This window comes from Thalassolituus sp. (genome assembly GCF_984348125.1).
Window position 1 is genome coordinate 120,726 of sequence record NZ_CFHJLR010000001.1, and the last position, 25,555, is coordinate 146,280.

At 51.2% G+C, this 25,555-nt stretch carries 24 protein-coding genes; 17 read left to right on the plus strand and 7 right to left on the minus strand.

What is annotated here, in order from left to right; all coding sequences use genetic code 11:
- Window positions 1-71: 71 nt before the first annotated feature.
- From AC5E51_RS00520 to bioF, 6 genes are all read right to left on the minus strand, one after another.
- The gene (locus tag AC5E51_RS00520; protein WP_491777936.1) at window positions 72-920 is read right to left on the minus strand and encodes an energy transducer TonB family protein; all 849 of its coding nucleotides are present in this window, start codon (window positions 918-920) and stop codon (window positions 72-74) included.
- Window positions 917-1,921 carry a cyclic nucleotide-binding domain-containing protein gene (locus AC5E51_RS00525; RefSeq protein WP_491777937.1) on the minus strand — a complete coding sequence of 335 codons (1,005 nt, stop codon included), beginning with the start codon at window positions 1,919-1,921 and terminating at the stop codon, window positions 917-919. Before AC5E51_RS00525 ends, AC5E51_RS00520 begins: the two co-directional genes overlap by 4 nt.
- A 73-nt stretch (window positions 1,922-1,994) precedes the next feature.
- Window positions 1,995-2,693 (minus strand): dethiobiotin synthase, encoded by a 699-nt coding sequence (bioD, locus tag AC5E51_RS00530; RefSeq protein ID WP_491777938.1) that lies wholly within the window; start codon window positions 2,691-2,693, stop codon window positions 1,995-1,997.
- Entirely contained in the window at window positions 2,690-3,496 is an 807-nt protein-coding gene (locus AC5E51_RS00535; RefSeq protein ID WP_491777939.1) for a methyltransferase domain-containing protein, read from the minus strand. The genes bioD and AC5E51_RS00535 overlap by 4 nt, the downstream gene beginning before the upstream one ends.
- Window positions 3,493-4,248, minus strand: coding sequence for an alpha/beta fold hydrolase (locus AC5E51_RS00540; protein ID WP_491777940.1), 756 nt, complete (start codon window positions 4,246-4,248; stop codon window positions 3,493-3,495). Before AC5E51_RS00540 ends, AC5E51_RS00535 begins: the two co-directional genes overlap by 4 nt.
- Window positions 4,245-5,405 (minus strand): 8-amino-7-oxononanoate synthase, encoded by a 1,161-nt coding sequence (bioF, locus tag AC5E51_RS00545; protein ID WP_491777941.1) that lies wholly within the window; start codon window positions 5,403-5,405, stop codon window positions 4,245-4,247. The genes AC5E51_RS00540 and bioF overlap by 4 nt, the downstream gene beginning before the upstream one ends.
- A 143-nt stretch (window positions 5,406-5,548) precedes the next feature.
- On the opposite strand from bioF, the gene bioA reads away from it, so the two are divergent.
- Window positions 5,549-6,847, plus strand: coding sequence for an adenosylmethionine--8-amino-7-oxononanoate transaminase (bioA, locus tag AC5E51_RS00550; RefSeq protein ID WP_491777942.1), 1,299 nt, complete (start codon window positions 5,549-5,551; stop codon window positions 6,845-6,847).
- Window positions 6,848-6,901: 54 nt separating this feature from the next.
- Here bioA and AC5E51_RS00555 read toward each other — a convergent pair whose 3' ends face one another.
- Entirely contained in the window at window positions 6,902-7,594 is a 693-nt protein-coding gene (locus AC5E51_RS00555; RefSeq protein ID WP_491777943.1) for a DUF502 domain-containing protein, read from the minus strand.
- 466 nt (window positions 7,595-8,060) lie between these two features.
- On the opposite strand from AC5E51_RS00555, the gene mraZ reads away from it, so the two are divergent.
- The 16 genes from mraZ (at window position 8,061) to lpxC (ending at window position 25,524) form a co-directional block, all read left to right on the plus strand.
- Complete coding sequence (mraZ, locus tag AC5E51_RS00560; protein WP_076513608.1) at window positions 8,061-8,516, plus strand: division/cell wall cluster transcriptional repressor MraZ; 456 nt, start codon at window positions 8,061-8,063, stop codon at window positions 8,514-8,516.
- Window positions 8,517-8,518: 2 nt separating this feature from the next.
- Window positions 8,519-9,451, plus strand: coding sequence for a 16S rRNA (cytosine(1402)-N(4))-methyltransferase RsmH (gene rsmH, locus AC5E51_RS00565; protein WP_488072825.1), 933 nt, complete (start codon window positions 8,519-8,521; stop codon window positions 9,449-9,451).
- Entirely contained in the window at window positions 9,448-9,699 is a 252-nt protein-coding gene (ftsL, locus tag AC5E51_RS00570) for a cell division protein FtsL (protein ID WP_297532456.1), read from the plus strand. The genes rsmH and ftsL overlap by 4 nt, the downstream gene beginning before the upstream one ends.
- Window positions 9,699-11,417, plus strand: coding sequence for a peptidoglycan D,D-transpeptidase FtsI family protein (locus tag AC5E51_RS00575; protein ID WP_491777944.1), 1,719 nt, complete (start codon window positions 9,699-9,701; stop codon window positions 11,415-11,417). The genes ftsL and AC5E51_RS00575 overlap by 1 nt, the downstream gene beginning before the upstream one ends.
- The gene (locus tag AC5E51_RS00580) at window positions 11,414-12,886 is read left to right on the plus strand and encodes a UDP-N-acetylmuramoyl-L-alanyl-D-glutamate--2,6-diaminopimelate ligase (RefSeq protein ID WP_491777945.1); all 1,473 of its coding nucleotides are present in this window, start codon (window positions 11,414-11,416) and stop codon (window positions 12,884-12,886) included. Before AC5E51_RS00575 ends, AC5E51_RS00580 begins: the two co-directional genes overlap by 4 nt.
- On the plus strand, window positions 12,876-14,237 hold the full coding sequence (locus AC5E51_RS00585; RefSeq protein WP_297532450.1) for a UDP-N-acetylmuramoyl-tripeptide--D-alanyl-D-alanine ligase: 1,362 nt from the start codon (window positions 12,876-12,878) through the stop codon (window positions 14,235-14,237). The genes AC5E51_RS00580 and AC5E51_RS00585 overlap by 11 nt, the downstream gene beginning before the upstream one ends.
- Before the next feature lie 2 nt (window positions 14,238-14,239).
- Entirely contained in the window at window positions 14,240-15,322 is a 1,083-nt protein-coding gene (gene mraY / locus AC5E51_RS00590) for a phospho-N-acetylmuramoyl-pentapeptide-transferase (RefSeq protein WP_297532448.1), read from the plus strand.
- A 20-nt stretch (window positions 15,323-15,342) separates the two neighbouring features.
- Complete coding sequence (gene murD, locus AC5E51_RS00595) at window positions 15,343-16,710, plus strand: UDP-N-acetylmuramoyl-L-alanine--D-glutamate ligase (protein ID WP_491777946.1); 1,368 nt, start codon at window positions 15,343-15,345, stop codon at window positions 16,708-16,710.
- Complete coding sequence (gene ftsW, locus AC5E51_RS00600) at window positions 16,707-17,870, plus strand: putative lipid II flippase FtsW (protein WP_068439673.1); 1,164 nt, start codon at window positions 16,707-16,709, stop codon at window positions 17,868-17,870. Before murD ends, ftsW begins: the two co-directional genes overlap by 4 nt.
- Window positions 17,863-18,933 (plus strand): undecaprenyldiphospho-muramoylpentapeptide beta-N-acetylglucosaminyltransferase, encoded by a 1,071-nt coding sequence (gene murG / locus AC5E51_RS00605; RefSeq protein ID WP_301377037.1) that lies wholly within the window; start codon window positions 17,863-17,865, stop codon window positions 18,931-18,933. Before ftsW ends, murG begins: the two co-directional genes overlap by 8 nt.
- Window positions 18,934-18,955: 22 nt before the next feature.
- Window positions 18,956-20,377 (plus strand): UDP-N-acetylmuramate--L-alanine ligase, encoded by a 1,422-nt coding sequence (gene murC / locus AC5E51_RS00610; RefSeq protein WP_273092257.1) that lies wholly within the window; start codon window positions 18,956-18,958, stop codon window positions 20,375-20,377.
- On the plus strand, window positions 20,374-21,300 hold the full coding sequence (locus AC5E51_RS00615) for a D-alanine--D-alanine ligase (RefSeq protein WP_076513636.1): 927 nt from the start codon (window positions 20,374-20,376) through the stop codon (window positions 21,298-21,300). The genes murC and AC5E51_RS00615 overlap by 4 nt, the downstream gene beginning before the upstream one ends.
- A gap of 82 nt (window positions 21,301-21,382) precedes the next feature.
- A complete protein-coding gene (locus tag AC5E51_RS00620; RefSeq protein WP_301377036.1) occupies window positions 21,383-22,069 on the plus strand; it encodes a cell division protein FtsQ/DivIB in 687 nt (228 codons plus the stop codon).
- Window positions 22,069-23,304 (plus strand): cell division protein FtsA, encoded by a 1,236-nt coding sequence (gene ftsA / locus AC5E51_RS00625; RefSeq protein WP_068439464.1) that lies wholly within the window; start codon window positions 22,069-22,071, stop codon window positions 23,302-23,304. The genes AC5E51_RS00620 and ftsA overlap by 1 nt, the downstream gene beginning before the upstream one ends.
- A 62-nt stretch (window positions 23,305-23,366) precedes the next feature.
- The gene (gene ftsZ / locus AC5E51_RS00630) at window positions 23,367-24,530 is read left to right on the plus strand and encodes a cell division protein FtsZ (protein ID WP_068439466.1); all 1,164 of its coding nucleotides are present in this window, start codon (window positions 23,367-23,369) and stop codon (window positions 24,528-24,530) included.
- 85 nt (window positions 24,531-24,615) lie between these two features.
- Window positions 24,616-25,524, plus strand: coding sequence for a UDP-3-O-acyl-N-acetylglucosamine deacetylase (gene lpxC, locus AC5E51_RS00635; RefSeq protein ID WP_491777947.1), 909 nt, complete (start codon window positions 24,616-24,618; stop codon window positions 25,522-25,524).
- Window positions 25,525-25,555: the final 31 nt, after the last annotated feature.

Sequence of the window (25,555 nt, forward strand, 5' to 3'; positions counted from 1 at the left end):
TATATGAAGCGGTGAGAGCGCTTGATTGTAGCGGCGCGCTCTAATCCTGTACAACGCTTATACGTCGTGGTTCAGTCGGTCAGACGCAGGGTGGGGCGGAACAGGTAAGGCTGTGGCAGGTCTGAAGGCACGGCGGGAACTGGGCTGGTGGCCAGAATTGCGCGGCGGGCCCACTCATCGGTTGTTGGATCACCACTGCTGACAATGACATCAACGGCGGTGATAACGGCTCCATACTTAATAGTGACCTGTAAGCGGACGTCTCCCTGGATACCTGCTGGGTGTGCTGGCAATTTCTGGTTCAGGTGGGCCATAAGGCGTTCATAGTACTTCTGCTCGACCGGATCGCTGAAGCGTTGGTCGTCGCCGGCGAACCGGGCTTCAGTAGAGGCTGTTGATGGGGCGATGTTGTCAGTAGGTTGTTTTATGATCTGCGTTTGAGAGCCCGTTTCTGTTGAGTCAGGTTCTGCTAAGTCTGGCTCTTTTGTGTCTGGTGCTGGCGAAGACTCCACCGAGGGGATCTGTGCCGGAGTATCAGGCCGTTGAGTAATTGCAGATCTGGCCGTTGTGGTGATTGTGTCTGGTCTAGCGGGTGTCTGAGCCTTCACAGGCTTTTGGGTGGCCAGAGGCTCTGTGGCAGTTTCTGGTTCTCTGGCAGGTTCTGGCGTTTCGGCAGGCGCAGGTTCTGGAGGTGTCGATATGGGCTGACTGGGCGTCGATAGCTCACCACGTTGCTCATTTTTGTTTGCGCGTTCAGGGACTTCCGTTCTCAAGGTAGCGAGTATAACCCGGGTGGTTTTTTCGTCTGTTTCCAATCCAAGGTCTGGTAGAAGGATAAGGTGCAGCCCCAGCGACAAAGTGAGCGCCAGCCAGAATCGACGTCGCGCCCAGAGTGACTTCGCTGAGTGTCGGCCCCTCATGCCAGTACGCGAGCGTCGAATCCAGCTTCTGAGAGTATGTACGCTGCTGCTTCAGCGCGCCCACCACCTGTTGTTACGTAGATAAAATCACGCTCCAGCGACTTCAGTGTTTCCCGAAGCTTAGACAGAGGGACATTCCGAGCACGCAACACAGGTGCTGCGGTTGCTTCCTGTGTATGCCTTACATCGAGGATGATGACACCGGTATCGGCCTCGTCAATTAAGGTCTCGAGTTCACTCTCACGGATATAACTCAGTACGGGCTTTTTGAGCAGTGGATCGAAATCTTCTTTCGACAGCCGCGCCAGCGTTCCGGACGACGTCATGGTCACGCAGGCGTTGCGCGGTAATTCACTGACCAGTGCATCCTCGCCGAACAGATCGCCGGGGCCCAGTGCGGCAAGAGTCTCTTCATCCTGTTCTGCTTGTCGCGTGACCAGTGCTCCCCCCGTTTTGATGACATAGCAATGCTCGCCGATTTCACCTTCGCGAATAACGACATCACCGAGAGAGGCGGGCAACTCTTCGAAGCGCGATAGCAGTTTCTGGATATTCGCCGGTGGAATCCGGGTAAAAAGATCTGAGGTGATCAGTCTTTCCAGCCAGTCACTTTCTTCGTCGTGCTGGCTAAGACTTTCGGATTGCCGAAACTCTGACCAGGTTGAGATCAGCTCAAGATACGTGCGTTTTACGGATACCAGCTGGCATGGCGTTCGGGTAATGCCGGTGTAGCGATGCACGACGTGTGTGTTGTCCAATGCCATGAAGTTTTCATCGCTGTCGGCATCTATGCCATTGATATTGAAATCATCGTCGGCCAGGTCGATACCGCCGCTGAGCAGGAAGTGACATTCGTCGTCAGACTGGCCGCGTTTAAACAGGATTTTTCTCGCGGGAAGCGTGTGCTCGCGAAAGTAAGGTGTCAGTTCTTCGATGATGTCTTCGGACCATTCGTCGAACGGGATGAAATGCTGCAGTCTTTTACTGAGCGGCGTTTCCATGAAATCTCTGTCGATTGTCTCTTTGATATCCTGAAACTATAGCAAGCTGCCGTAACTTCGTCACTGTAACTGGTCAATCCGGCCAGTGCAGACGGTCCGAGACCTGTTTCAGTGAGTTTGCATCGAAAGGATCAACGTCTCGGATGTGGGGCACGGTTCCCAGGTGCTGTATACCGCGCTGGTGGAACCACTGTGTCAGATAGCGCAGATTTTCCTGCTGGGCTTCCATATCAGGATCTATGGAATTAGCGACCCATCCTGCAATCGTTAATCCGCACTGGCGAATCGCCTCAACGGTCAGGCAGGCGTGATTGATGCAGCCTAGCTTAAGACCAATGACCAGTATCACCGGCAGGTTCTGGCTGGCAGCAAAGTCGGCCAATGTCTCGGTGTCATTAAGAGGAACTAGCCAGCCTCCTGCGCCTTCAATCAGTTGCAGTTCGGCGGTCTGTGTTAAGCCGTTCTCGCACGCTGCGATCAGTGAGCGGCAAGTCAGGCTCAGGCCCGCTTCTTTTGCAGCAATATGAGGCGCAATGGCTGGCTCCAGCGTGATCGGGTTGTGGACCTCATACGCGAGGTTACCTGACGAGTATTTCTGATGAAGAAGCGCATCCCGATTTCTGAGCCCGTTGTCTGTCTGGTCGGAGCCTGAAGCAATTGGCTTCAGCCCGAAGCTGGTGTGCCCGTCGAGAACAGCTCGCTGCAGGAGTGCTGCGCTGATCAGTGTTTTACCTGCGTCTGTATCGGTACCTGTCAGGAAGTAGCGCTTCATGGTTTCGGCTCTGTAGGGTGTTCTGGGTGGGCCACTGCATAGATCCAGAGCACTTCGTAGCTCAGTGGATAAGCGGTTTGCCCCATGTGTTGCGTAGTCGGATAGTGCCTGCTCAGTGCCTCAATGGCTGCGCGGCCGCCCAGGCCAGCCCGGCGGCCTGCGTTCACATTGGTGGCGCCAATGGCTTTCAGGCTGCGTAGCAGGTCAGGCACGGAATCGTAGTACTCGGTCAGGCAGTCCTGCTTAAACACAATATCTGTGAAACCAGCTTGCATTAACGCATGGTTCAGACGTTTGTGTGCTTCGAATTCATTCACATGAGGGCGATCATCAATTGCTCTCCAGGCCTGCTGTAGCTCTTTCTGAGTGCCCGGGAGCAAGGTCGCTATGGCAATACGGCTCCCCGGTTTCAGTACTCGCCGCCATTCTTTAAGTGTTTTTTCCGGAACTTCGCTCCATTGCAGCATCAGGCTGGAGATCAGGCCGTCTGCCGAGCAGTCGGGTAGAGGAAGTTCGTCTGCATCGGCGAGCAACAGGTCAGTCTGAGGATCTGCGTGATTGGCGGCGGCTTCTAGCATGCCTTCGGCGAGATCGATTCCAGTAACCCGATTGGCACCTTTTAAGCGCAGGTGCGGCAGGGCGACGCCGGTACCACAACCGATATCGAGCCAGTGTCCTGACAGTGTGGGCAGTTGATTGAGCAACGCCGTGACAGCGCGCTGCTGAATGCTGGCGGCGTGATCATAACTCTGAGCGGCACGACTGAAATGCTGCGCGACCTGACGTTTATCGCGGCGCGTCATGGCATTTCCTCTGGTTTGGCTGATTCATGCTGTAGCTGCTCTGCCAGCTGATGCAGCCTTTCCAGTAAGTGATGCTTGCCTTCTGTTGTAAGAAAGAAGGCATGGCTCTCTCCCGGGCTGAGTTCAACAGGGGGCATCTGAGAAGGCTTCAGCGCGTCTGCGTGACCGTACAAATGCAGGCTGCGGGGTGAGGGGGGAAGAACTTCGTACCTTAGCCATTCAAGTGTGCGGTTAAGCTCGCTCTGTGCGAGGTGTTGGCTGCTCTTTAACTGCTTGATCAGGGAACGTGCTTCAGAGCTGCCCTGCGCACACAAGCCGGTGAAGCGTTTCAGTGTTGTCTCTGCGTTCGATGTTAAAGACTGAGAAAATGCTTCAAAGCCCTCTCTCGGCATACCACTGCCTGTCTTATCGGAAAGAAAGCGCTGGCCTGTTGCCAGAGTGACAAGGAACTGACTTCTGGTATCTGCTGTGCCAGCGCAGGCTGCGGCAGCAAGTGCGCCGCCCAATGACCAGCCAATCCAGATGGCAGATGAGCCTTCGGGGCTGTCTGTATCGGGTGCGGTCGCCGCAAGTTGTGTTGCTGCAGCTTCGAAGCTGCAATCATTACTGAGGTAGTCGGCTCCCCAGTGATGCCCGGGCAGTGAGTCAAAGAAGGGCGCGAAAACATCGGCGCGGAAGCTCCAGCCGGGGAGCCACAGCCAGTTCAGGTCGCTGCCTTGAGTAGACTGGAGCTTTTGCCAGAGCGGTGTCATGACTCATCACCTGCAAATGCTGATTCAAGGGCCGTGAGCAGAGTCTCGATATCCTCGGCTGTATGCGCGGCGGTCAGGGTAACACGCAGGCGGGCTTCTCCCTGCGGAACGGTAGGTGGCCGTATGGCGGAGATCCAGATGCCCTGATTTTCAAGTCGGTCACTGATGCGCAGAGCCCTGTCGCTGGCACCAGTCAGCATTGGCTGCACCGGACTTTCTGAGGCCATCAATGGCAGTCCCCTTGCTTTGGCGCCACTGCGGAACTGCTCGATACGGTTGGTCAGCGCCTCGCGCAGCTTGTTGTCTTTCGCCCGCTCAAGATTCCCGAGCATGGCCTGAGCAACGGCTGGTGGCATTGCTGTGGTGTAAATATAGGAGCGCGAGAACTGAATCAGATACTCAATGAGCTCTTCACTGCCGGCGACAAAGGCTCCGTATCCTCCTAACGCCTTACCCAGAGTGCCAATGTACACTGGCAGGGCATCCTGTGAGAGGTTGAAGTGCTCTCTGACTCCCTGACCATGCTGCCCAAGAACACCAATACCGTGCGCATCATCAATCATCAATAACGCATTGTGCTGTTGGCTGAGTGCCGCAAGTCTGGCAACGTCTGCGAGATCACCATCCATGCTGAAAATACTGTCACTGACGACCAGACAATCACCGGTAGCGTCTTCAAGTAGCTCGTTAAGTTGTTGATAGTCGCAGTGGCGGTAGCGGGTCATTTTAGCGCGACTGAGCTGAGCGCCGTCGAGCAGCGAGGCGTGGTTCAGTTTGTCCTGCAGTATCAGGTCACCCCGCTGAGCCAGCGCACTGATGACACCAACGTTGGCCATATAACCTGTGGAGAAGAGTAAGGCTCTTGGGTAACCAGAAAACTCCGCAAGTGCGTCTTCGAGATCATGATGAGCACGCGTGTGGCCGCAAACGAGGTGGGACGCGCCACTGCCAAATTGCCATTCCTGAGCAGCGCGGGCGAGGTCTTCGCCGCCAGTATTGGCCAGGCCAAGATAGTCGTTGCTGCAGAAGTTCAGCAATTGAGAACTTCCACATGTCACGTGTGTGCTTTGCGGAGATTGCAGCGTCTGCCGTTGGCGCAACAGGTGTGTCTCTTTTCTTTGCTGAAGAGCAGACGCAAAACGGTCTTGCCAACTCATAGATAACTCCGCCAGTAAGTGCCCGTATCTTATTCCGTCGTGATCAGTGGTCAACTGCGGATCAGTAGTCTGGTTTACAGGTGGCATAAAACTGCGTCATCCTAAGGCCTGACGGGAGTACAGCCAGAATCTCAGGAGAACACATGACCTCTCATTTCATACAACCCGACCTTAATTATGACCGTGAGCATGTCTGGCATCCGTACAGTTCAATGACTGATCCTGGGTATACCTGGCCGGTGGTCAGTGCTTCAGGGGTGCGACTGAAACTTCAGGACGGTCGGGAATTGATTGATGGCATGTCGAGCTGGTGGTGCACGGTTCATGGCTACAATCATCCGGTATTAAATGCGGCGCTGAACGAACAGGCTGAACGGATGAGTCATGTTATGTTCGGCGGTCTTACGCATGGACCGGCGATTGAGCTGGCACGGCGCCTTGTCGCTCTGACGCCCGACGGACTGGAAAAAGTGTTTATTGCGGACTCCGGCTCGGTGTCGGTCGAGGTCGCGATTAAAATGGCCATTCAGTACCAGCATGCACGGGGTGAAACGACAAGAACCCGCTTGCTGGCACTGGAGCGCGGTTACCATGGCGACACGCTCGGAGCCATGTCTGTCTGTGATCCCAAGCGGGGAATGCATCACCTCTTCAGCGGTATTCTGCCCGAGCAGTTTTTCGTTCCTGCGCCTCAGACGCGGTTTGAAGAAGAATGGAACCCTGATGACATTGCGCCTTTGAGAGAATCTCTCGAAAAGACTCATAAGAGCATTGCGGCCCTGATTCTTGAACCCGTTGTTCAGGGGGCAGGGGGCATGCGCTTCTATCACCCAGAGTATCTGCGTCAGGCACGCGCCCTATGTGATGAGTTTGGTGTTCTGCTGATCGCTGATGAGATCGCAACGGGCTTTGGACGATCCGGTAAGCTGTTTGCCTGTGAATATGCAGGTATCAGCCCTGACATTATGTGCGTCGGCAAGGCCATTACCGGTGGGTACATGACGCTCGCGGCGACACTGGCGACTACCGAAGTCGCAGAGACCATCAGTCGTGGTGAGGCCGGCTGCTTTATGCATGGGCCAACCTTCATGGCTAATCCGTTGGCGTGCCGTGTTGCCTGTGCCAGTCTTGATCTGCTGATGGAGAACAACTGGAAAGAGCAGGTATCAGGAATTGAGCAGGGACTTAAGACGGGTCTGAGTCGAGCCTCTGAGCTGAATGGTGTCGCGGACGTGCGGGTATTGGGCGCCATCGGCGTAATTGAACTGAAAGATCCGGTCGATGTGAAGCGACTTCAGCCTGCCTGTGTCGATCGTGGTATCTGGGTGCGGCCCTTCGCACACAACTTCTATGTTATGCCGCCATACATCATGCGTGACGGCGATCTTGCTTTCCTGACCAGTAACATGGTTGGCGCACTGGCCCAGACTCTGGGCGAATAACTGGACCAGGGCCAGAAGGGAAGCCGTAGATTTGATTATCCTGGCGCCCCTGGTTCAGACATTGCCTGTCTGGGGGTGTTCTTTTTGTGGTTCAGCTTGATCGTCGGCAGCTGGGGCGTTTTCAGGTGCACTGTTGTGGTCGTCGTGATGACGATGACGAGCCTGGCTTTGTGAAATACCCGCCGTTACCGCGAAGCGCATTGCATCCTCAACTGACCAGTCGACGAAGGTCAGGCGATCCTGAGGTAAGAACAGGGTGTATCCACCTACCATATAGCTCATCGGCAGATAGACCGGCAAAAGGTTGTCCGCGTGTGCACTTTCTGCAACCTGCTCCGGTACGTGATCTGCGGTCACGAAGCCCACAAGCTGACCGATACCCGGCATCTCGACCAGAACCACCTTTTGTGCCTTTGGTTTGTCTCCGTCAAACATGGCCGCGAAGTCTTTCACTGCGCCATACAGGGTTTTGACCAGAGGCAGTCGCAGGAAGGCATCCTCAACATACTGATAGACCCAGTTGATTGGATTCAGCTGAAACGCCAGACCAACCGTAAGCAAGGTCACCAGCATGACAATCACGCCCATGCCAGGAAACAGTACCAGGTCAGGATGTACGAGTTGCAGTGCCCTCACTCCAAGATCATTGAGGGAGGTTAAGGCTGACCATAGCAACCACACAGTGACCAGCAGGGGAAGTAAGACCATTGACCCTTTGATGAACGGCTTGAGCAACAAATGTTTCATTCTGTGCAGTGTTTCCTTAGAAAGTCCGCCGAGTGTAAAACGTCTGCCCCCGCATTGTCCTTATGTTTCCGATGACTCTGGCCAGTTTTTTCTGCGATGACTCCTACCGGGTAGGGCGTTGGTAATCGCTGTCTCAAAAGGTGCTAAGAACTTAAGTTTGTTAGTGGTCACTCTCATATAATAAAATTGTCTAAAACCGTGTAAGTGGCCACTAACTTAATAAGTTACTTTAACTATCAATCGCAGGTGGGGTGCTTCGTTTGGGTTTTACCCCCCACTTCTTCCCACCATTTCCCCCACCTTGGCTAAGTCCTTGTGTTTATTAAAAAAAATAGGTGATTTCACACCCTCCAAACGCTTGCAAAGGGGCAGTCTGATTCCTATAGTGTCTAATTGTGGAGAATAGTGGGTAATTGTGGGAAGTTGTTGATGTTAGTACTTACCCACATGGATTAAGGACGGACGCATGTTTCGCGGTTTAAACACGATCAATCTGGACGCCAAAGGGCGCCTGGCGATCCCGGCTAAGTTCCGGGAACGCCTGGCGGTGCTTTGTGGTGGCCATATGGTTGTGACGATCGATACCGAAGAGCGTTCTCTACTTATCTATCCCGTTAATGAATGGGAAGAAATTGAAGCGAAAATCACCTCCCTACCTACGTTTGACCCTCGTGCGCGTCGCATCCAGCGCTTGCTCGTAGGTCATGCTACGGATGTCGAAATTGACGGCAGTGGCCGGATTCTGCTCCCGGCAGCATTGCGCGAATACGCGGGCCTTGAAAAAGAAACGGTTCTGATCGGTCAGGGTAAGAAGCTGGAGTTGTGGAGTAAGGCCTCCTGGGAAGGTACCCGGGATGAATATCTGGAACAGGTGAACGACGAGAGTCAGCTGTCTGAACAAATAATGAGTATTTCCCTGTGACCATTTCTCCTGAGTTAGCACATACCACTGTTTTACTGAATGAGACTGTGGACGGCTGCGTTACTGATCCTGATGGGGTTTACGTAGACGGTACATTTGGCCGGGGAGGTCATAGTCGTCAGTTGCTAAGCAAACTGAGCGCAGAAGGACGCCTTATCGGTTTCGATAAAGATCCTCGCGCTATTGAAAGTGGTAACGAACTGGCGGCTGAAGATGGGCGTTTTCAGATCGTGCAGTCCAGCTTTGCTGATATGAGGTCTGCACTCGCTGAACTGGGTATTGAGAAAGTGAGCGGCATCCTTCTGGATCTGGGTGTTTCGTCCCCACAGTTAGATGATGCTGAACGCGGTTTTAGTTTTATGAAAGATGGCCCACTCGATATGCGCATGAATCCTGATGCTGGAATGAGCGCCGCAGAGTGGGTGGCTACAATGCCCGAGTCTGAAATTGCCCGAGTACTGAAAGAGTACGGTGAAGAGCGCTTTGCGAAACGTATGGCAAGAGTGCTCGTTGAAAAGCGTAAAAACGAAGAGATTAATCGCACGCTTCAGCTTGCCGAAATTATTAAGCACGCAAACCCAGCATGGGAAAAGCACAAGCATCCAGCGACTCGTGCTTTTCAGGCAATACGAATTGCGGTGAATAACGAGCTGGGTGATCTGGAGACTGTGCTGGCCGATAGTGTCGATCTTCTTTTGCCGGAAGGGCGTTTGTCTGTCATTAGTTTTCACTCTCTAGAAGATCGCATGGTGAAACGCTTTATCCGTGCGCAGGAAAAGGGAAAAGATTTACCACCGGGCCTGCCTGTGATGGAAGATCAGCTTGGCAAAACGATGAAAAAAATCGGTAAAGCGATTATGCCAACCAAAGCCGAAATTGACCGTAATCCTCGCGCTCGTAGTGCAGTATTGAGAATTGCTGAGCGCCTGACATGACATGGGGAAGTGTAGTGCTCTGGAGCGCAGTGCTTATATCTGCAATATCGCAATTAAGTGTTGTGACCTGGAATCGGGATTTACTGCAGGTTTGGCAGAAAGCTGATGCCGAGCGTCAGACCCTGGCAGAGGAATATAGTCGCCTTGTGCTTGAGAAAAGTACGCTGACAGCACACGGACGGATTGACACACTGGCGCGCAAGCGTCTCGGAATGAAAGAACCAGAAAATACACGGGTTTTCCGCTGATGGCACTTGAAGAAAACGAGTTGAAAGAAGGTATTCAACGCTGGCGCTTTGCGCTGGTGCTGGGTGCGTTTGCTCTGCTACTTTTCGCTGTCGCTGCGCGCCTGGTAATGCTGCACACCGTTGAGCAGCCATTCCTGTTTGAGCAAGGCGAAAAAAGAACCGTACGCAGTGAAGTCCAGCCAGCATCTCGTGGCATGATTGTGGATCGTCATGGTGAGCCTTTGGCGGTCAGTACCCCGGTTACTACGCTGTGGGTAAACCCTCAGCAAGTAAATACTTCGGAATTATCTCAGGTTGCCCCTCTTCTTGAGCTTAATGCCGCAGAGCTGAAACGTCGTGTCGAACGTGCACAACGTCAGGGACGTAGTTTTTATTTTGTAAAGCGTCAGGTTGAGCCTGAGGTTGCTTCTCGTGTTCTCGGTAAAAAAATTGCCGGATTATATGGCGATACTGATTACCGTCGTTACTATCCTGCCGCTGAAGTTACTTCTCATACGCTGGGTCTGGTCAATATTGACGGTAAAGGTCAGGAAGGTCTCGAGCTTGCTTTTGATGACTACCTGTCAGGGAAAGAAGGATCACGCCAGGTTGTAAAAGATCTGTATGGCAATGTAATTAAACAGCTTGGTGTAAAGGCAGTTGCTGAGCCAGGTCATGACCTGCAACTGACCATCGATCTGCGTCTGCAGTACATTGCGTATCGTGAATTAAAAGCGGTGGTACAGTCACATAAAGCGACAGCTGGCAGTGCAGTGATGCTGGATGCTAAAACAGGAGAGATACTGGCACTGGTCAGTCAGCCATCATATAACCCAAATAATCGTGCAGATCTCAAACCAGGCAATATGCGCAACCGTGCAGTGGCCGATCTGGTTGAGCCGGGTTCAACGATGAAGCCTTTCACCGTGGCCGCCGCCATCGAAAGTGGCCGCTATTCACCAGGTACCATAGTAGATACCTCTCCGGGCTGGATCAGAGTTAAGCGAAAAGCGATTCGTGATCATCGTAATTATGGTGAACTGGATCTGACAGGAATTATTACTAAATCAAGTAACGTTGGTGTATCGAAATTAGCTCAGGATCTTGGCGCCGATTCTATGTGGCAGTTCTTCGATCACGCTGGATTAGGGCGCCCGGGAACATTGGGCTTTCCGGGGGAAGCTGTCGGGAGTATGCCCTATCCAGAGCAAATGGATGACCTCCGCCTTTCGACCGTATCTTATGGATACGGTCTTTCTGTATCTCCGCTGCAGCTCGCTGAATCCTACACCAGTTTTACCGACGGCTGTCGCGAGCATGTCTCGCTGTTGATGTCGCAAGTGGGTCAGCAGTCTTGTGAACGCGTTATGTCAGAAAAAACTGCACGCCAGATACTCGATATGCTGGGCACAGTTGTTGGTCCTAAAGGAACTGGCAAACGTGCTGCTGTTGAGGGTTACCTTGTCGGAGGAAAAACCGGTACCGCTCATAAAGTGGGTCGTGGAGGCTACGAAGATTCAGAATATACCGCGGTGTTTGCTGGTATTGCCCCGATCTCGGATCCTGAGCTGGTTCTGGTAGTCATCGTCGATGAGCCTCAGGGTAAAGAATACTATGGCGGTGAAGTCGCAGCTCCGGTTTTCTCACGCGTTATGGAGCAGGCTTTGCGCTTACGCCAGGTAATACCTGATGCGCCGGTTGAAGATGAATGGCTGCAGGTTGCTGGGGGTTCGCGATGAAACTCTCAGAATTAACCGCTGGCAGCATGTTTATGCCACCTGAGTGGGATCGGGAATTTAATCATATTCATACTGATAGTCGTGATATTCAACCCGGTGACCTGTTTATTGCGCGCAAGGGGCACACGTCACACGGACAGGCGTTTATTTCTGCTGCAATTGAAGCTGGCGCAGTCGCTGTTTTTTCTGAAAATGCAGAAATGTTCCGTTGTGAAGCTGGAACCGTACCGGTTTTCCCGGTATCTGAGTTAGAGAAGCAATTGCCAGACTGGCTCAAGAAGCGTTATCCAGGTTACGAATCACTGACTCTTTACGGCGTGACGGGCACAAATGGAAAATCATCCGTTACTCAGTTTATCGCTCAGCTGGCTGCTGCTAGCGGTAAATGCTGTGGCGTAATCGGTACGCTGGGTAATGGCTTTTTTCCTGATTTCGAAGAAACGAAAAATACGACACCTGATATATGTGTTGTGTACCGTTTGCTCGATCAGTTTGCACAATCTGGTGCTGATTCAGCAGCGCTAGAAGTGTCATCGCATGGTCTGCATCAGGGACGTGTTGCTGGGTTAATTTTCGACGTTGCGGTGTTGACTAACATTACCCAGGACCATCTCGATTATCACGGTGATATGGCAAACTATTTTGCCGCAAAGGCAGCACTTTTTGATAAAGATAAAGCGAGATCGGCCGTTATAAATATTGATGATGAGTATGGTGCTCGTCTGATCAGTATGCCGACTCTCTGTGATCACTATCTGACACTTTCTTCTAAGAAAAACATCAGTGCGGATGTGGTTTTTCATAGGGTAGGTGCTACAGCGGATGGCATGAAAGCGGAACTTCAGACTCCTTGGGGAACGGAAGATGTTTACGTACCACTTCTCGGCGAGTTTAACGTTGCGAATCTGGCTGCTGCTGTTACTGCGTTGGCTGTGACTGGTGAAGATTTCGGTAATTTGTTGATTAAAGCTGAAACTCTACAACCCGTAGCCGGTCGAATGGCGCTTTACACGAAACCGGGTGCTTGCAAAGCGGTTATCGATTTTGCCCATACGCCGGATGCTATTGGCGTTGCGATAAAAAGTCTCGCTCCATTGAGTAAAACGTTATCCCTTGTCTTTGGTTGCGGTGGTGATCGCGACAGATCTAAACGGGCGCCTATGGCTAGTGCCGCATCTTTGGCTGATAACGTTTGGTTGACAGATGACAATCCCCGTACTGAATCTGCAGAACAAATTTTTAACGACGTTTCTGATTCTCCAGACGCGTCGGATTTTACGTATATACATGACCGAGCTGCGGCGATTACTGCGGCTATCGAAGCCACACCAGAAGATGGTGTTCTGTTGATTACGGGTAAAGGTCATGAAAACTATCAGGACATCATGGGCGTTAAGTATAATTACAGTGATGAAGCAGTGTTGCTGTCACTAGGTTACCAGCGCGCTGGAGGTGGATATGCTTCGTAATCCTTCTCTGGCAGAAATTGTAGAAATTACCAATGGAGAACTGCTCTCAGAAGGTGCTCACGGACAATGTCTGGCGGTCTCTACTGACACTCGTACCATTCAGAAAGGCAGCCTGTATATTCCTCTGAAGGGTGATCGTTTCGACGGCCATAACTTTGCGGAAAATGCTCGTGAAGCCGGTGCTCTGGCAATGCTTACTGAACGCGAGCTGGCCGTTGATCTGCCTCAGATAAAAGTAAAAGACACTCTGCTTGCATTGGCGGATATCGCAGCCTGGCATCGTGATCAGTTTAACGGGCGAGTCGTTGCAGTAACCGGAAGCGCTGGCAAGACAACCGTTAAGCAATTGATGGGGGCAGTATTAAATCAACGTTATAAGACCCTGATTACACAGGGCAACCTGAATAATCATATCGGAGCCCCACTGACTTTATTGTCCCTACAGCCTGAGCATGAGGCTGCAATGATTGAACTGGGTGCCAGTGCTGTGGGAGAAATTGCCTATACCGCACGCCTTACCCGCCCTGAAGTTGGCATTCTGACCAACGTGGTGCCTGCACATCTCGAAGGGTTTGGCTCGATTGACAATATTGCGTTGACGAAAGGTGAGTTGATTGATGCCGTGACGCCGTCGGGCACCATGGTGCTTAATGCCGACGATCATTATTTCACTCAATGGCTGAATCGTGCGACTGCTCTCAACGTTATCTCTTTTGGTTTCAGCGATAGAGCTGATGTTACTGCTAAAGATATCTGTGAGTCGCTGACCGGAAGTGAGTTTACCCTGGTGCTTCCAGACGAGTCGGTTTCTGTTTCTCTTTCGCTGTCTGGTTTGCATAACGTTCGTAACGCATTGGCTGTCGCTGCCGCAGCATCCAGCCTTGGCTTTTCATCAGTCGAAATTAAAGCAGGACTTGAGCAGTCTTCTGCTGTTGCAGGGCGTCTTGAGTGCTGCGAGGGTCAGCGAGGTCAGGTTATTTTTAATGATGCGTATAACGCAAATCCTGAGTCTTTCTGTGCTGCGATCGACGTTCTTAAGCTGGCAGAGGGCCGGCGAATACTGGTCATGGGAGACATGGGTGAACTGGGCGATACTGCGACTGAAATGCACGTCCGGGTAGGGAACTATGCGAAGGATCAGAATATTGAATGCCTGGTAGCGACTGGCCCCTTAAGCAAGTCGGCGGTAGAGGCATTTGGAGATAACGGACACTGGTTTGAAAACCGCGAGGCCGTTACTGAATTTCTAACAAAAACAACTAAAAGCGGCGACACCTTGTTGGTCAAAGGGTCCCGCAGTGCAGGAATGGATCAGGTGGTTCATTCGCTGGCAGATAAAGAGGAAGACTGACTATGTTGCTATGGCTGGGTGAATGGCTTGCACAGTACCACTCCGGGTTCGGCGTGGTAACTTATCTGACGCTGAGAGCAATATTTTCAGTAGGTACAGCACTTGCGGTTGCGCTGATTTTAGGTCCGGTAGTTATCCGAAAGTTACGCGAATACCAGATTGGTCAGGCGATCCGTGAGGTTGGTCCTAAATCTCATCTGAGTAAGGCGGGCACGCCAACCATGGGCGGTGCATTAATTCTGTTATCTATTGCCTTGAGTACATTGCTCTGGGGGGATCTCGAGAACCGTTACGTCTGGTTAGTACTGCTTGTTACGCTGGCCTTTGGTGCGATTGGCTGGGTGGATGACTACCGCAAAGTCGTGGAAAAGAATTCCCGAGGTCTGCCTGGTCGCTGGAAGTATTTCTGGCAGTCGGTTCTGGCACTGATTGCCGGCGCATATCTCTTCTACAGTGCACAGTCTCCCCAGGAGACTCAGCTTGTTGTTCCGTTCTTTAAAGACGTTATGCCACAGCTGGGACTGATGTTTGTAGTGCTCACTTATTTTGTGGTGGTCGGCTCCAGTAACGCGGTAAACCTGACGGATGGTCTTGATGGATTGGCCATTATGCCGACTGTGATGGTGGCTGCAGCATTGGGTGTATGTGCCTATCTGGCAGGGAACGTGAACTTTGCAGACTACCTGCATATTCCTTACATCGCTGACTCCGGTGAGCTGGCAGTTTTCTGCGCGGCGATTGTCGGTGCGGGTATCGGCTTCCTTTGGTTTAACACCTATCCGGCTCAGGTATTTATGGGGGATGTAGGTTCGTTGGCGCTCGGAGCGGCACTGGGCATTGTTGCAGTGGTTATCCGACAGGAAATCGTTCTTTTCATCATGGGCGGTATTTTTGTGGCAGAAACAGTTTCGGTCATTCTACAGGTAGCTTCATTCAAGCTTACCGGCCGTCGTATTTTCCGTATGGCGCCATTGCATCATCACTTTGAACTAAAAGGCTGGCCTGAGCCGCGCGTTATTGTGCGCTTCTGGATCATTACCATCATTCTGGTATTGATTGGCCTGGCAACGTTAAAAATTCGCTGATTGCGAAGGTATCAACTGAAATGACGACAGCAACCGTGAACACTAAACACTACCTCATTGTTGGCCTTGGGCTGACTGGGTTGTCGTGTGCGCGTTTCTGTCAGTCGCGCGGCTATAAATTCAGTCTCTGTGATACACGAACTGAGTTGCCAACCATTGATAGCATCCGTGGCGAGTTTCCAGGCGTTGAGATTGCTTTGGGTCTCCCGGATGTAGAAACACTTTCACAGTATGATGAATTGGTGGTCAGCCCCGGCATTAATGTAAATACCCCGGTTTTTATTGCTGCGGCTGAGCGCGGAGTTACTATTTCTGGAGATGTTCAGTTATTTGCGGAGCATCGTACCCAGCCAGTGATTGCGATTACTGGCTCTAACGGTAAAAGCACAGTCACCACTCTCGTAGCGGATATGCTGAATGCGGCAGGAGTAAAAGCAGCGGCTTGTGGAAATATTGGCGTCCCTGTGCTGGATCTGCTGACGCAACCCGCCAATATTGATGTTTATGTCGCGGAGCTTTCGAGTTTTCAGTTAGAAACTACGCGGAATCTGGGGGCGGAAGTCGCGGGTATCCTGAATATCTCACCAGATCACATGGATCGTTATGCTGGTATGGCTGATTATGAAAGAGCCAAACAGCGTATTTTTCAGAATGCTAAGTGTGCAGTAATTAACGGCGATGATGACCATACATTACCGGCGCTGTCTGTACCTCAGTCTTCCACAAAGTTTTCTCTGCATAGTCCGGCCAGCAACGACTTCGGTATTACTTACGAAGGCGATGAATTGTGGTTGGCCCATGGTAGTGAGCGTCTGATTCGAGCGTCGGAGCTTTCCGTTCGTGGTATGCACAACGTCGCTAATGCGCTGGCTGCTCTGGCGTTTATCAACGCATTGAAGGCAGACCTGAATATTGATCTGAAAAAATGCCTCGATGGCTTGAAGAACTTCAAAGGCCTCGACCACCGTTGCCAGCATGTGGCCTTACTGAAGGGCGTTGAATACATCAACGATTCAAAAGGTACTAATGAAGGCTCTACCGTTGCTGCGATTCAGGGCCTTGAGCCAGTTACCTCGGGTGACCTTTGGTTAATTGCCGGTGGCGAAAGCAAAGGTCAGACGTTTGCGGAATTGGCAGCTGCCTGCGAGAAGCAGGTGGCCGGTGTTTATCTTTACGGTGCCGACCGGGCGATTATGCAATCTGCGCTGCCAGCGACAGTGGTAAACGGTGTATTCAATACTCTGGCCGAGGCATTGGCTGCAGCGAGTGAGAATGCCGCTGCAGGGGATACCGTGCTCTTTTCGCCCGCATGCGCAAGCTTTGATCAATTCCGCAATTACGTTCATCGCGGTGAATTTTTCCGCAGCTGTGTGGAGGCATTGTCATGAATATGGATGCACTCCGTTGGCAACAGAACAGTTCATTATTTTACCCATGGCTAGCCTTGTTGGTACTTGGCTGGTTGATGGTCGCCTCGGCATCGACAGGTATTGCTGAGGACTACACGGGTAATCCTGCATATTTCGCAATTCGACATGCTGTCTATCTTGCTGCTGGAATCGCAGTCGCGTTCGCAACTTCTCAGATTTCTATGGCACGTTGGGCTAAGTTCGATGGCTTGCTGCTTCTTGCCGGCATACTCGGATTGATACTGGTCTTTGTGCCGGGTATTGGCCACGAGGTAAACGGCAGTCAGCGTTGGTTGAATCTGGGCATTATTAAAATTCAGGCCTCAGAGCTGGCGAAGGTCGGCGCAGTTTTTTATGTCGCCGGGTACCTGGTGCGTCGGGAAGATGAAGTGAAAAGTCAGTGGTCGGGCTTCCTGAAACCACTGGGTATTTTAGGTGCGATGGTTGGCCTTTTACTTATGGAGCCTGACTTCGGTGCCGTCGTAGTTTTGCTTGGAGCAGCCATGATCATGCTGTTCCTTGGAGGCGTTAAGGCCGGGCAATTTTTCCTGCTGACGTTTGCCACCATTGTGATTGGTGTACTGGTTGTGGGAAGTGAAGATTATCGGGTTAATCGTCTGCTTGCGTATCTCAACCCATGGGCGCCTGAACATGTCTACGGTACGGGCTATCAGTTGACACAATCATTGATCGCGTTTGGTCGTGGCGAGTTATTTGGGGTTGGTTTTGGTGAAAGTGTTCAAAAACTATTTTATCTCCCCGAGGCACATACCGATTTTGTTTTTGCGATCTGGGCTGAAGAAACGGGTCTGATTGGCGGACTGGTTGCGCTTGGTTTGCTGGGCTATCTGGTTGCGTGTATCTGGAATATCGCCTGGGAAGCACAGAAGCAGGGGCTGATGTATGCCTCGTACGTGGCTACCGGTCTTGCTGCGCTTCTTGGGCTGCAGATTGTTATTAATCTCGGCGTAAATACAGGCCTCCTTCCGACCAAGGGCCTTACTCTGCCTTTCTTCAGCTACGGCGGTAGTAGCTTAATGATGTGCTGCGCCATGGTGGGTATTGTCATGCGTGTCACCTATGAAACTCAATTGGCACGTCAGGGGAATCAATCAGAACAGGAGGACGAAAGTGAGTAAAGTGGTCCTCATGATGGCAGGGGGAACCGGTGGTCATGTTTTTCCGGCACTTGCTGTTGCCCATGCGCTAAAAGAGCAGGGATATGAAATCCATTGGTTAGGAACATCCGCCGGCATCGAAGCGGACCTCGTGCCTGCTAATGGATTTCCTTTACATACGATTAATATTGCGGGGCTTCGCGGTAAAGGGAAGCTCGGTTTGATCGGTGCTCCACTTAAAATAATGAAAGCGGTCGCTCAGGCGCTTTCGGTTATTCGTAAAATAAAGCCGCTTGTGGTTGTCGGACTGGGTGGTTATGCGACAGGGCCTGGTGGAATTGCGGCCTGGCTGAAGGGAATTCCTCTCCTGATCCATGAACAGAATGCATATGCGGGTATGACTAATAAGCTGTTGCAACGTTTTTCGGCCGTCACGATGCAGGCATTTCCCGGAGCCCTTGATGGTGCACTTGTCACTGGAAATCCGGTTCGCAAAGAAGTCGCTCAGATTCCTGCACCCGATGTGCGTGAATTCCATGAAGGCAGATTACGTGTGTTAGTGGTCGGTGGCAGTCTTGGTGCCGTTGCTCTGAATAATGCGGTTTTCGAAGCCATGAGCATGCTTTCTCCGGAGCAGCGCCCGGATTTACGACACCAGGTTGGCAAAAGAAATATCGATGAAGTACAGGCTATGTATGCCGAGTCAGGTGTTGAAGCGGAAGTCACGGCTTTTATTGACGATATGGCCGCTGCGTATTCCTGGGCTGATCTTGTTGTGTGTCGTTCTGGCGCACTCACTGTTTCAGAAGTCGCAGCGGCGGGTTGCGCTGCCATCTTCGTTCCATTTCCGTATGCCGTTGATGATCACCAGACAGTTAATGCTCAGTACCTGCAAAAAGAAGGTGCTGCGATTATTCGTCAACAGAACGAATTGACGCCTGGCTGGTTGTCGCAGCAATGGTTACAGCTCGAACAGGATCGTGCTTTGTTGCGCGATATGTCGATTAAAGCTCGTGGGTTAGCTATGACCGATGCCACAGAGAAAGTTGTTGAGCAGGTCAGGAGGTTTGCACGTGAGCAATAAACACCCCTCAGATTTAGTGAATATGATTCCAGAAATGCGCCGGATTCGAGTAATCCATTTTGTGGGCATTGGCGGTGCTGGTATGTGCGGTATTGCTGAAGTGCTGCTGAACCAGGGTTACCGGATTACAGGGTCTGACCTGAAAGACTCTGTCGTAACTCAGCGTCTCCAGACTCTTGGTGCAGAAGTTTTTATTGGTCACAAAGAAGAGAATATCAGCGAAGCAGATGTACTCGTAGTATCTACCGCGATTGACGAGTCAAACCCCGAAGTAAGCGCTGCACTTGCGCGCCGGGTACCGATTGTTCGTCGTGCAGAAATGCTGGCTGAGCTGATGCGTTTCCGTCATGGAATTGCAGTTGCCGGAACACACGGTAAGACCACAACAACCAGCCTTGTGACCTCTGTACTCGCTGAAGCAAAACTTGATCCTACGTTCGTTATTGGTGGCAAGTTGAATAGCGCTGGTGCGAATGCCCGTCTTGGATTAAGCCGTTATCTGGTTGCCGAAGCAGACGAAAGTGATGCGAGCTTCCTTCATCTGCAACCTATGGTTTCTATAGTCACTAATATTGATGCCGACCACATGAGCACGTACGGCGGTGACTTTGAGAAACTAAAAAATACCTTTGTTGAGTTTCTGCACAACTTACCTTTCTATGGTCTCGCTGTTGTTTGCATTGATGACGACAATGTCAGAAGTATTCTGCCAGGCCTGAGCCGTCAGGTAACAACCTATGGTTTCTCCGATGATGCAGACTATCGTGCTACAGATCTCAAGCAGGACGGTATATTCACCAGTTTTAATGTTCATCGCTCGGGTAAAGAAGAACCTCTTTCAGTTCGTATGCGGATGCCGGGAAAACACAATGTTCTGAATGCGCTTGCAGCGATTGCTGTTGCCGAAGATGAAGGTGTTGATGAGCAGTCAATTGTACGTGCGCTGGAACAATTCGAAGGCGTTGGTCGCCGCTTCCAGATAAACGGTACTGTGCCGCTGGGAGATGGCGATGTCATGCTGGTAGATGATTACGGTCATCATCCTCGTGAACTTGAGGTCACTCTTGATGCTATTCGCAAAGGGTTCCCGGATCGCCGTCTGGTTATGGTATTTCAGCCCCATCGTTACTCACGTACCCGTGATCTCTATGAAGATTTCGTTCGTGTTCTCAGTGATGCCGATGCGCTTCTGTTGATGGAAGTGTATCCGGCCGGCGAAAAACCGATCGCAGGCGCTGATGGCCGCTCAATGTGCGGCACTATCCGTCAGCGCGGTCCTGTTGATCCGGTATTTATTGAGCGCGATGAATCGCTCAAAACACCTCTGCAGACAATACTTCGCCCCGGCGATCTCTTGTTAACTCAGGGCGCCGGCGACATTGGCGGTATCGCGGTAAATATCGCTGAAAACCTGAGTGACTGGTTAAAGGAGGTTGACGCGTGAGCATCGAATCTCTGGGAAAAATTGCCGTATTAATGGGCGGCACCTCTGCGGAGCGGAAGGTTTCATTACGTAGCGGGAATGCCGTTGCTGATGCACTTGAGAGTGTGGGGGGCAACGTTGTTCGTGTCGATATTCAAGGGCATGCCATCAGTCAGCTGACTGAACTGGATTTTGATGTTGCCTTTATCGCTTTGCATGGCCGTGGCGGAGAAGACGGAACTATTCAGGGTGTGCTTGAGTGGCTTGATAAACCATACACAGGCAGTGGCGTCATGGCGTCTGCTCTCGCAATGGATAAGTGGCGCACAAAAATGATCTGGATGGCGGCTCAGTTACCGACGCCAAATGCCTATTTATTAGATGCGAGCTCAGACTGGGTAGCGATCAATGAAGCTCTTGATGCTAACGCTATTGTTAAGCCCGCCCGCGAAGGTTCAAGTATTGGTATGCGGCGCGTGCACAATGCAGAAGATCTGAAATCAAGTTATGAATTTGCCAGTGAATACGATGGTCTTGTGCTGGCGGAGCGCTGGGTTGAAGGGCGCGAATTCACAGTGGCTATTGTCGATGGTGAAGCATTGCCCGTGATTCAGTTGCGTACTTCCCACGAGTTCTACGACTACGACGCTAAATATCAGTCGAACGATACTGAATACTTATTGCCATGTGGCTTGAGTGAAAGCGAAGAGAAAGCGCTTCAGTCCCTCGCACTCAAAGCGTTTGATGTGCTTGGCGCAGCCGGGTGGGGACGTATTGACGTAATGCAGGATGCTGATGGTGCTTTCTGGTTACTTGAGGCCAATACAAGCCCGGGTATGACAGATCACAGCCTGGTTCCCATGGCAGCAAAGGCATCAGGTATGGACTTTTCTGAGTTGGTAACTCGCCTGCTGGCGGAAGCGGTGGAGCGTCATGGCCACTAAGAAGGCAGCAGCACGACGCGGCGCTACGAAAAAGGTCGAAAAACAGCCTAAGCGGAAAATTCAGCTCAGGTTGCCGGCCTGGATGTCGGTGAATACGCTTGGCTGGGCGGTGCTACCCGTTGTTCTACTTGGTTTGTTCTTTGGTGGACGCCAGATGATGGATCAGTGGCTGATTGAAAGGATCGAAGTAAAGGGAAATCTGGTTGTCTGGTCACCTGATGATATTAAAAATCAGGTCAGTTGGGTGCTTGGAGATGGCTTTTATTCTGCGGATCTTAATTCGGTATATGACAGTATTTTAAATATGCCTTTGATACACAATGTACAGGTCAGAAAACGCTGGCCAGATCGTATTGAAATTAATGTATCTGAGGATATTCCCATGGCGGTTTGGAATGGGAGTCAAATAATTGGAATTAATGGCGATTTAATGTCGATACCTGAGCATTTTAACGTCGATAAACTGGCGGCTATAGATGGAAATGACGAATATCTCGACGAATCCATTAAGAGCTTCCGTTTAGTACAGCAGGTAATGGGTGGCAGTAATATTAAAATTCAACGCCTTGATATCTCTGATACAGGGTCGATGAGTCTTCACTTAAGCAATGAGTGGGATGTTTTTATTGGCAGCGCTCATCTTGAGAAGAGAGCCTTGAGGCTGAAGAAATTACTAACAGGGCTGCCTGCTGACGAAGTCAGTGCAGTTGATTTGAGATACGGAAAAGGCGCTGCGATTCAGTGGCGTACTGAGCAGGAGAAAGGTTGATGAGCACAACGCAGCAGAAGCGAATGCTGGTCGGGCTGGACATAGGAACTTCGAAAGTCGTCGCGATCGTTGGTGAAGTAGACGTCGACGGCAATATTGAAGTTGTTGGTCTTGGCAGCTGCCCAAGTCGCGGTCTGAAAAAAGGCGTCGTAGTGAACATCGAATCTACGGTTCATTCGATTCAGCGTGCGATTGAAGAAGCCGAACTGATGGCTGGTTGTACTATCCATTCTGTCTATGTAGGCATCGCTGGAAGTCACATTCACTCAATGAACTCTAACGGGATTGTTGCAGTAAAAGATCGGGAAGTAACACCGATGGATATCGAGCGAGTTATTGATGCCGCGCAAGCTGTAGCGATACCGCAGGACCAGTCGATCCTGCATGTCCTGCCCCAGGAATATGTCGTCGACAGCCAGGAAGGAATTAAAGAACCTGTTGGTATGGCAGGTGTCCGCCTTGAGGCCAAGGTGCACCTCGTGACAGGGTCAGTCAACGCTATTCAGAATATTGAGCGCTGCGTACAGCGCTGCAACCTCGAAACAGACGACATCATTCTGGAGCAGTTGGCATCGAGTTATTCGGTACTGACTGACGATGAGCGTGAGCTTGGTGTCTGCATGGTCGACATCGGTGGTGGCACAACGGATATCGCAATTTTTACTGAAGGTGCAATACGTCACACTGCTGTTATTCCAATCGCCGGTGATCAGGTAACGAATGACATTGCCATGGCATTGCGCACGCCTACTCAGCATGCCGAAAAAATTAAAATGAAGTATGCGTGTGCGCTTACACAATTAGCCAAAGCGGACGAAACTGTAAAAGTGCCCAGTGTGGGAGACAGACCGCCACGGGATCTTTCCCGTCAGGCTTTAGCTGAAGTTGTTGAGCCTCGTTACGACGAACTCTTTACCCTGATTCAGGCGGAATTAAGACGCAGTGGTTTTGAGGATCTTATTGCTGCTGGGATTGTCCTTACAGGTGGCACTTCGAAAATGGAAGGTGTCGTAGAACTGGCCGAAGAAATCTTTCATATGCCAGTTCGTCTTGCTCGTCCTGTGGGTGTTTCCGGCCTGTCAGGAGAGATAGATAATCCGATTTATTCCACCTCGGTTGGGTTGCTTTTATATGCTGCCGGACAGGAATATAAAAAATCCCGAAATAAAGTGGTTCAGGAAGATAAAAAAAATCCATTTGGCCGCATAAAAGAATGGATTAAAGATAATTTTTAATATTAAATATACTCGCGCGGAAAATAGGAGATAATGCTATGTCTCATACAAGAGAAGGTGATATGTTCGAGCTTGCAGATGATGTGCAGCAGAATGCAGTAATAAAAGTAATCGGTGTTGGTGGTGGCGGCGGTAACGCTGTTCAGCATATGGTCGAAAGCCAGATTGATGGTGTCGATTTTATTTGCGCTAACACAGATGCTCAGGCGCTGCGTAATGTTGATTCTCGTTCAGTAATTCAATTGGGCAACGGCCTGACCAAAGGTCTGGGCGCGGGTGCGAATCCGAACGTTGGCCGTGAAGCGGCAATGGAAGACCGTGAGCGTATCGCAGAAGCTCTGCGTGGAGCAGACATGGTATTCATTACTGCAGGTATGGGAGGCGGCACCGGAACTGGTGGTGCTCCAGTAGTTGCAGAAGTTGCAAAAGAACTCGGTATTCTTACCGTAGCGGTGGTAACCAAGCCATTCCCGTTTGAAGGGAAAAAGCGCATGGCAATCGCTGGTCAGGGCCTCGAACAGCTTTCTGAGCATGTAGACTCCCTGATTACTATTCCAAATGAGAAACTCCTTTCCGTTCTGGGCAAAGGTACTTCTCTTCTTGATGCCTTTAAAGCGGCGAACGATGTCCTTCAGGGCGCGGTTCAGGGCATCGCCGATCTGATTACCCGTCCAGGTATGATCAACGTCGACTTTGCAGACGTACGCACTGTTATGTCTGAAATGGGACAAGCGATGATGGGCACCGGTAGTGCGACTGGTGAGAACCGTGCACGCGAAGCCGCTGAAAAAGCCATCGGCAGCCCACTGTTAGAAGATGTCGATCTTCGTGGCGCCAAAGGTATTCTGGTAAACGTAACTGCTGGCTTTGATCTGTCACTGGGTGAGTTCAGTGAAGTGGGTGAGACGGTTGAAGAGTTTGCCTCTGAAAACGCGACTGTTGTTGTCGGTACAGTGATTGATCCTGACCTGACTGACGAGCTGCGTGTGACTGTAGTTGCAACTGGTTTGGGGGAATCTCAGGTAGTTGAGGAACCAAAGCCGACAAAGGTTGTCGATAATACGGCTCAGAGCCGTGCACCTGAAACCTCTTCAGACTATCGTGAGCTTGATCGTCCGACGGTTAGCCGTCAGGCGGGCAACGCAGCTCGGAAGCTGGACTCAGGCGAGAACCCGGATATGGACTACCTCGATATCCCAGCATTCTTGCGTCGCCAGGCTGATTAACAAACACACACTGGCGTGTTAGTAATCTGCTGGTATAATACACGGCAATTGTACGATAAATGTTCAATAATGTCAGGAATGTCCGATGATAAGACAACGCACTCTTAATAACACCATCCGCGCGACCGGCGTGGGGCTGCACTCAGGTGAGAAAGTTTACCTGACGCTGAAGCCTGCCCCGGTGGATAGTGGCATTATCTTCCGCCGCGTTGATCTTGATCCGATCATCGACATTCCAGCGACTGCCTTGCAGGTAGGTGAAACCACCTTGTCTACAACGCTGGTCAAAGACAACGCGAAAGTCGATACAGTTGAGCACTTGCTTTCAGCAATGGCTGGCTTGGGTATTGATAATGCGATTGTTGAACTGAGCGCGCAGGAAGTACCTATTATGGATGGTAGTTCTGGCCCGTTCGTGTTCCTGCTGCAATCTGCGGGTATTGCTGAGCAGGAAGCACCGAAGAAGTTCATTCGTATCAAGCGCAAAGTTGAGGTGCGTGAAGGCGATAAAGTCGCTTCATTTGTGCCTTATGAAGGTTTCAAAGTGAGTTTCGAGATTGATTTTGATCACCCTGTTTTCCGCCAGAGTGTTCAGACTGCCAGTCTTGATTTCTCATCGACTTCTTACGTCAAAGAAGTTAGCCGCGCTCGCACATTTGGCTTTACCAAAGACCTGGAGTACATGCGTTCTAAGAACCTGGCTCTGGGAGGTAGCGTTAAAAATGCGATCGTTGTAGACGATTATCGTGTACTCAATGAAGATGGTCTGCGCTACGACGACGAGTTCGTTAAGCACAAGATCCTGGATGCGGTTGGTGACCTTTACCTTCTTGGTCACAGCCTGATCGGTGAGTTCGTTGGCCATAAATCTGGTCACGGTCTCAACAACCGACTGCTGCGTGAGCTGCTTCAGCAGGAAGATGCCTGGGAATTTGTTGAGTTTACAGATACAGAGACCTCGCCAATCACTTACATGAGACCTGCTGCTGGTTAACGTAAGTACACAAATCTGGCTTGTTTCATTG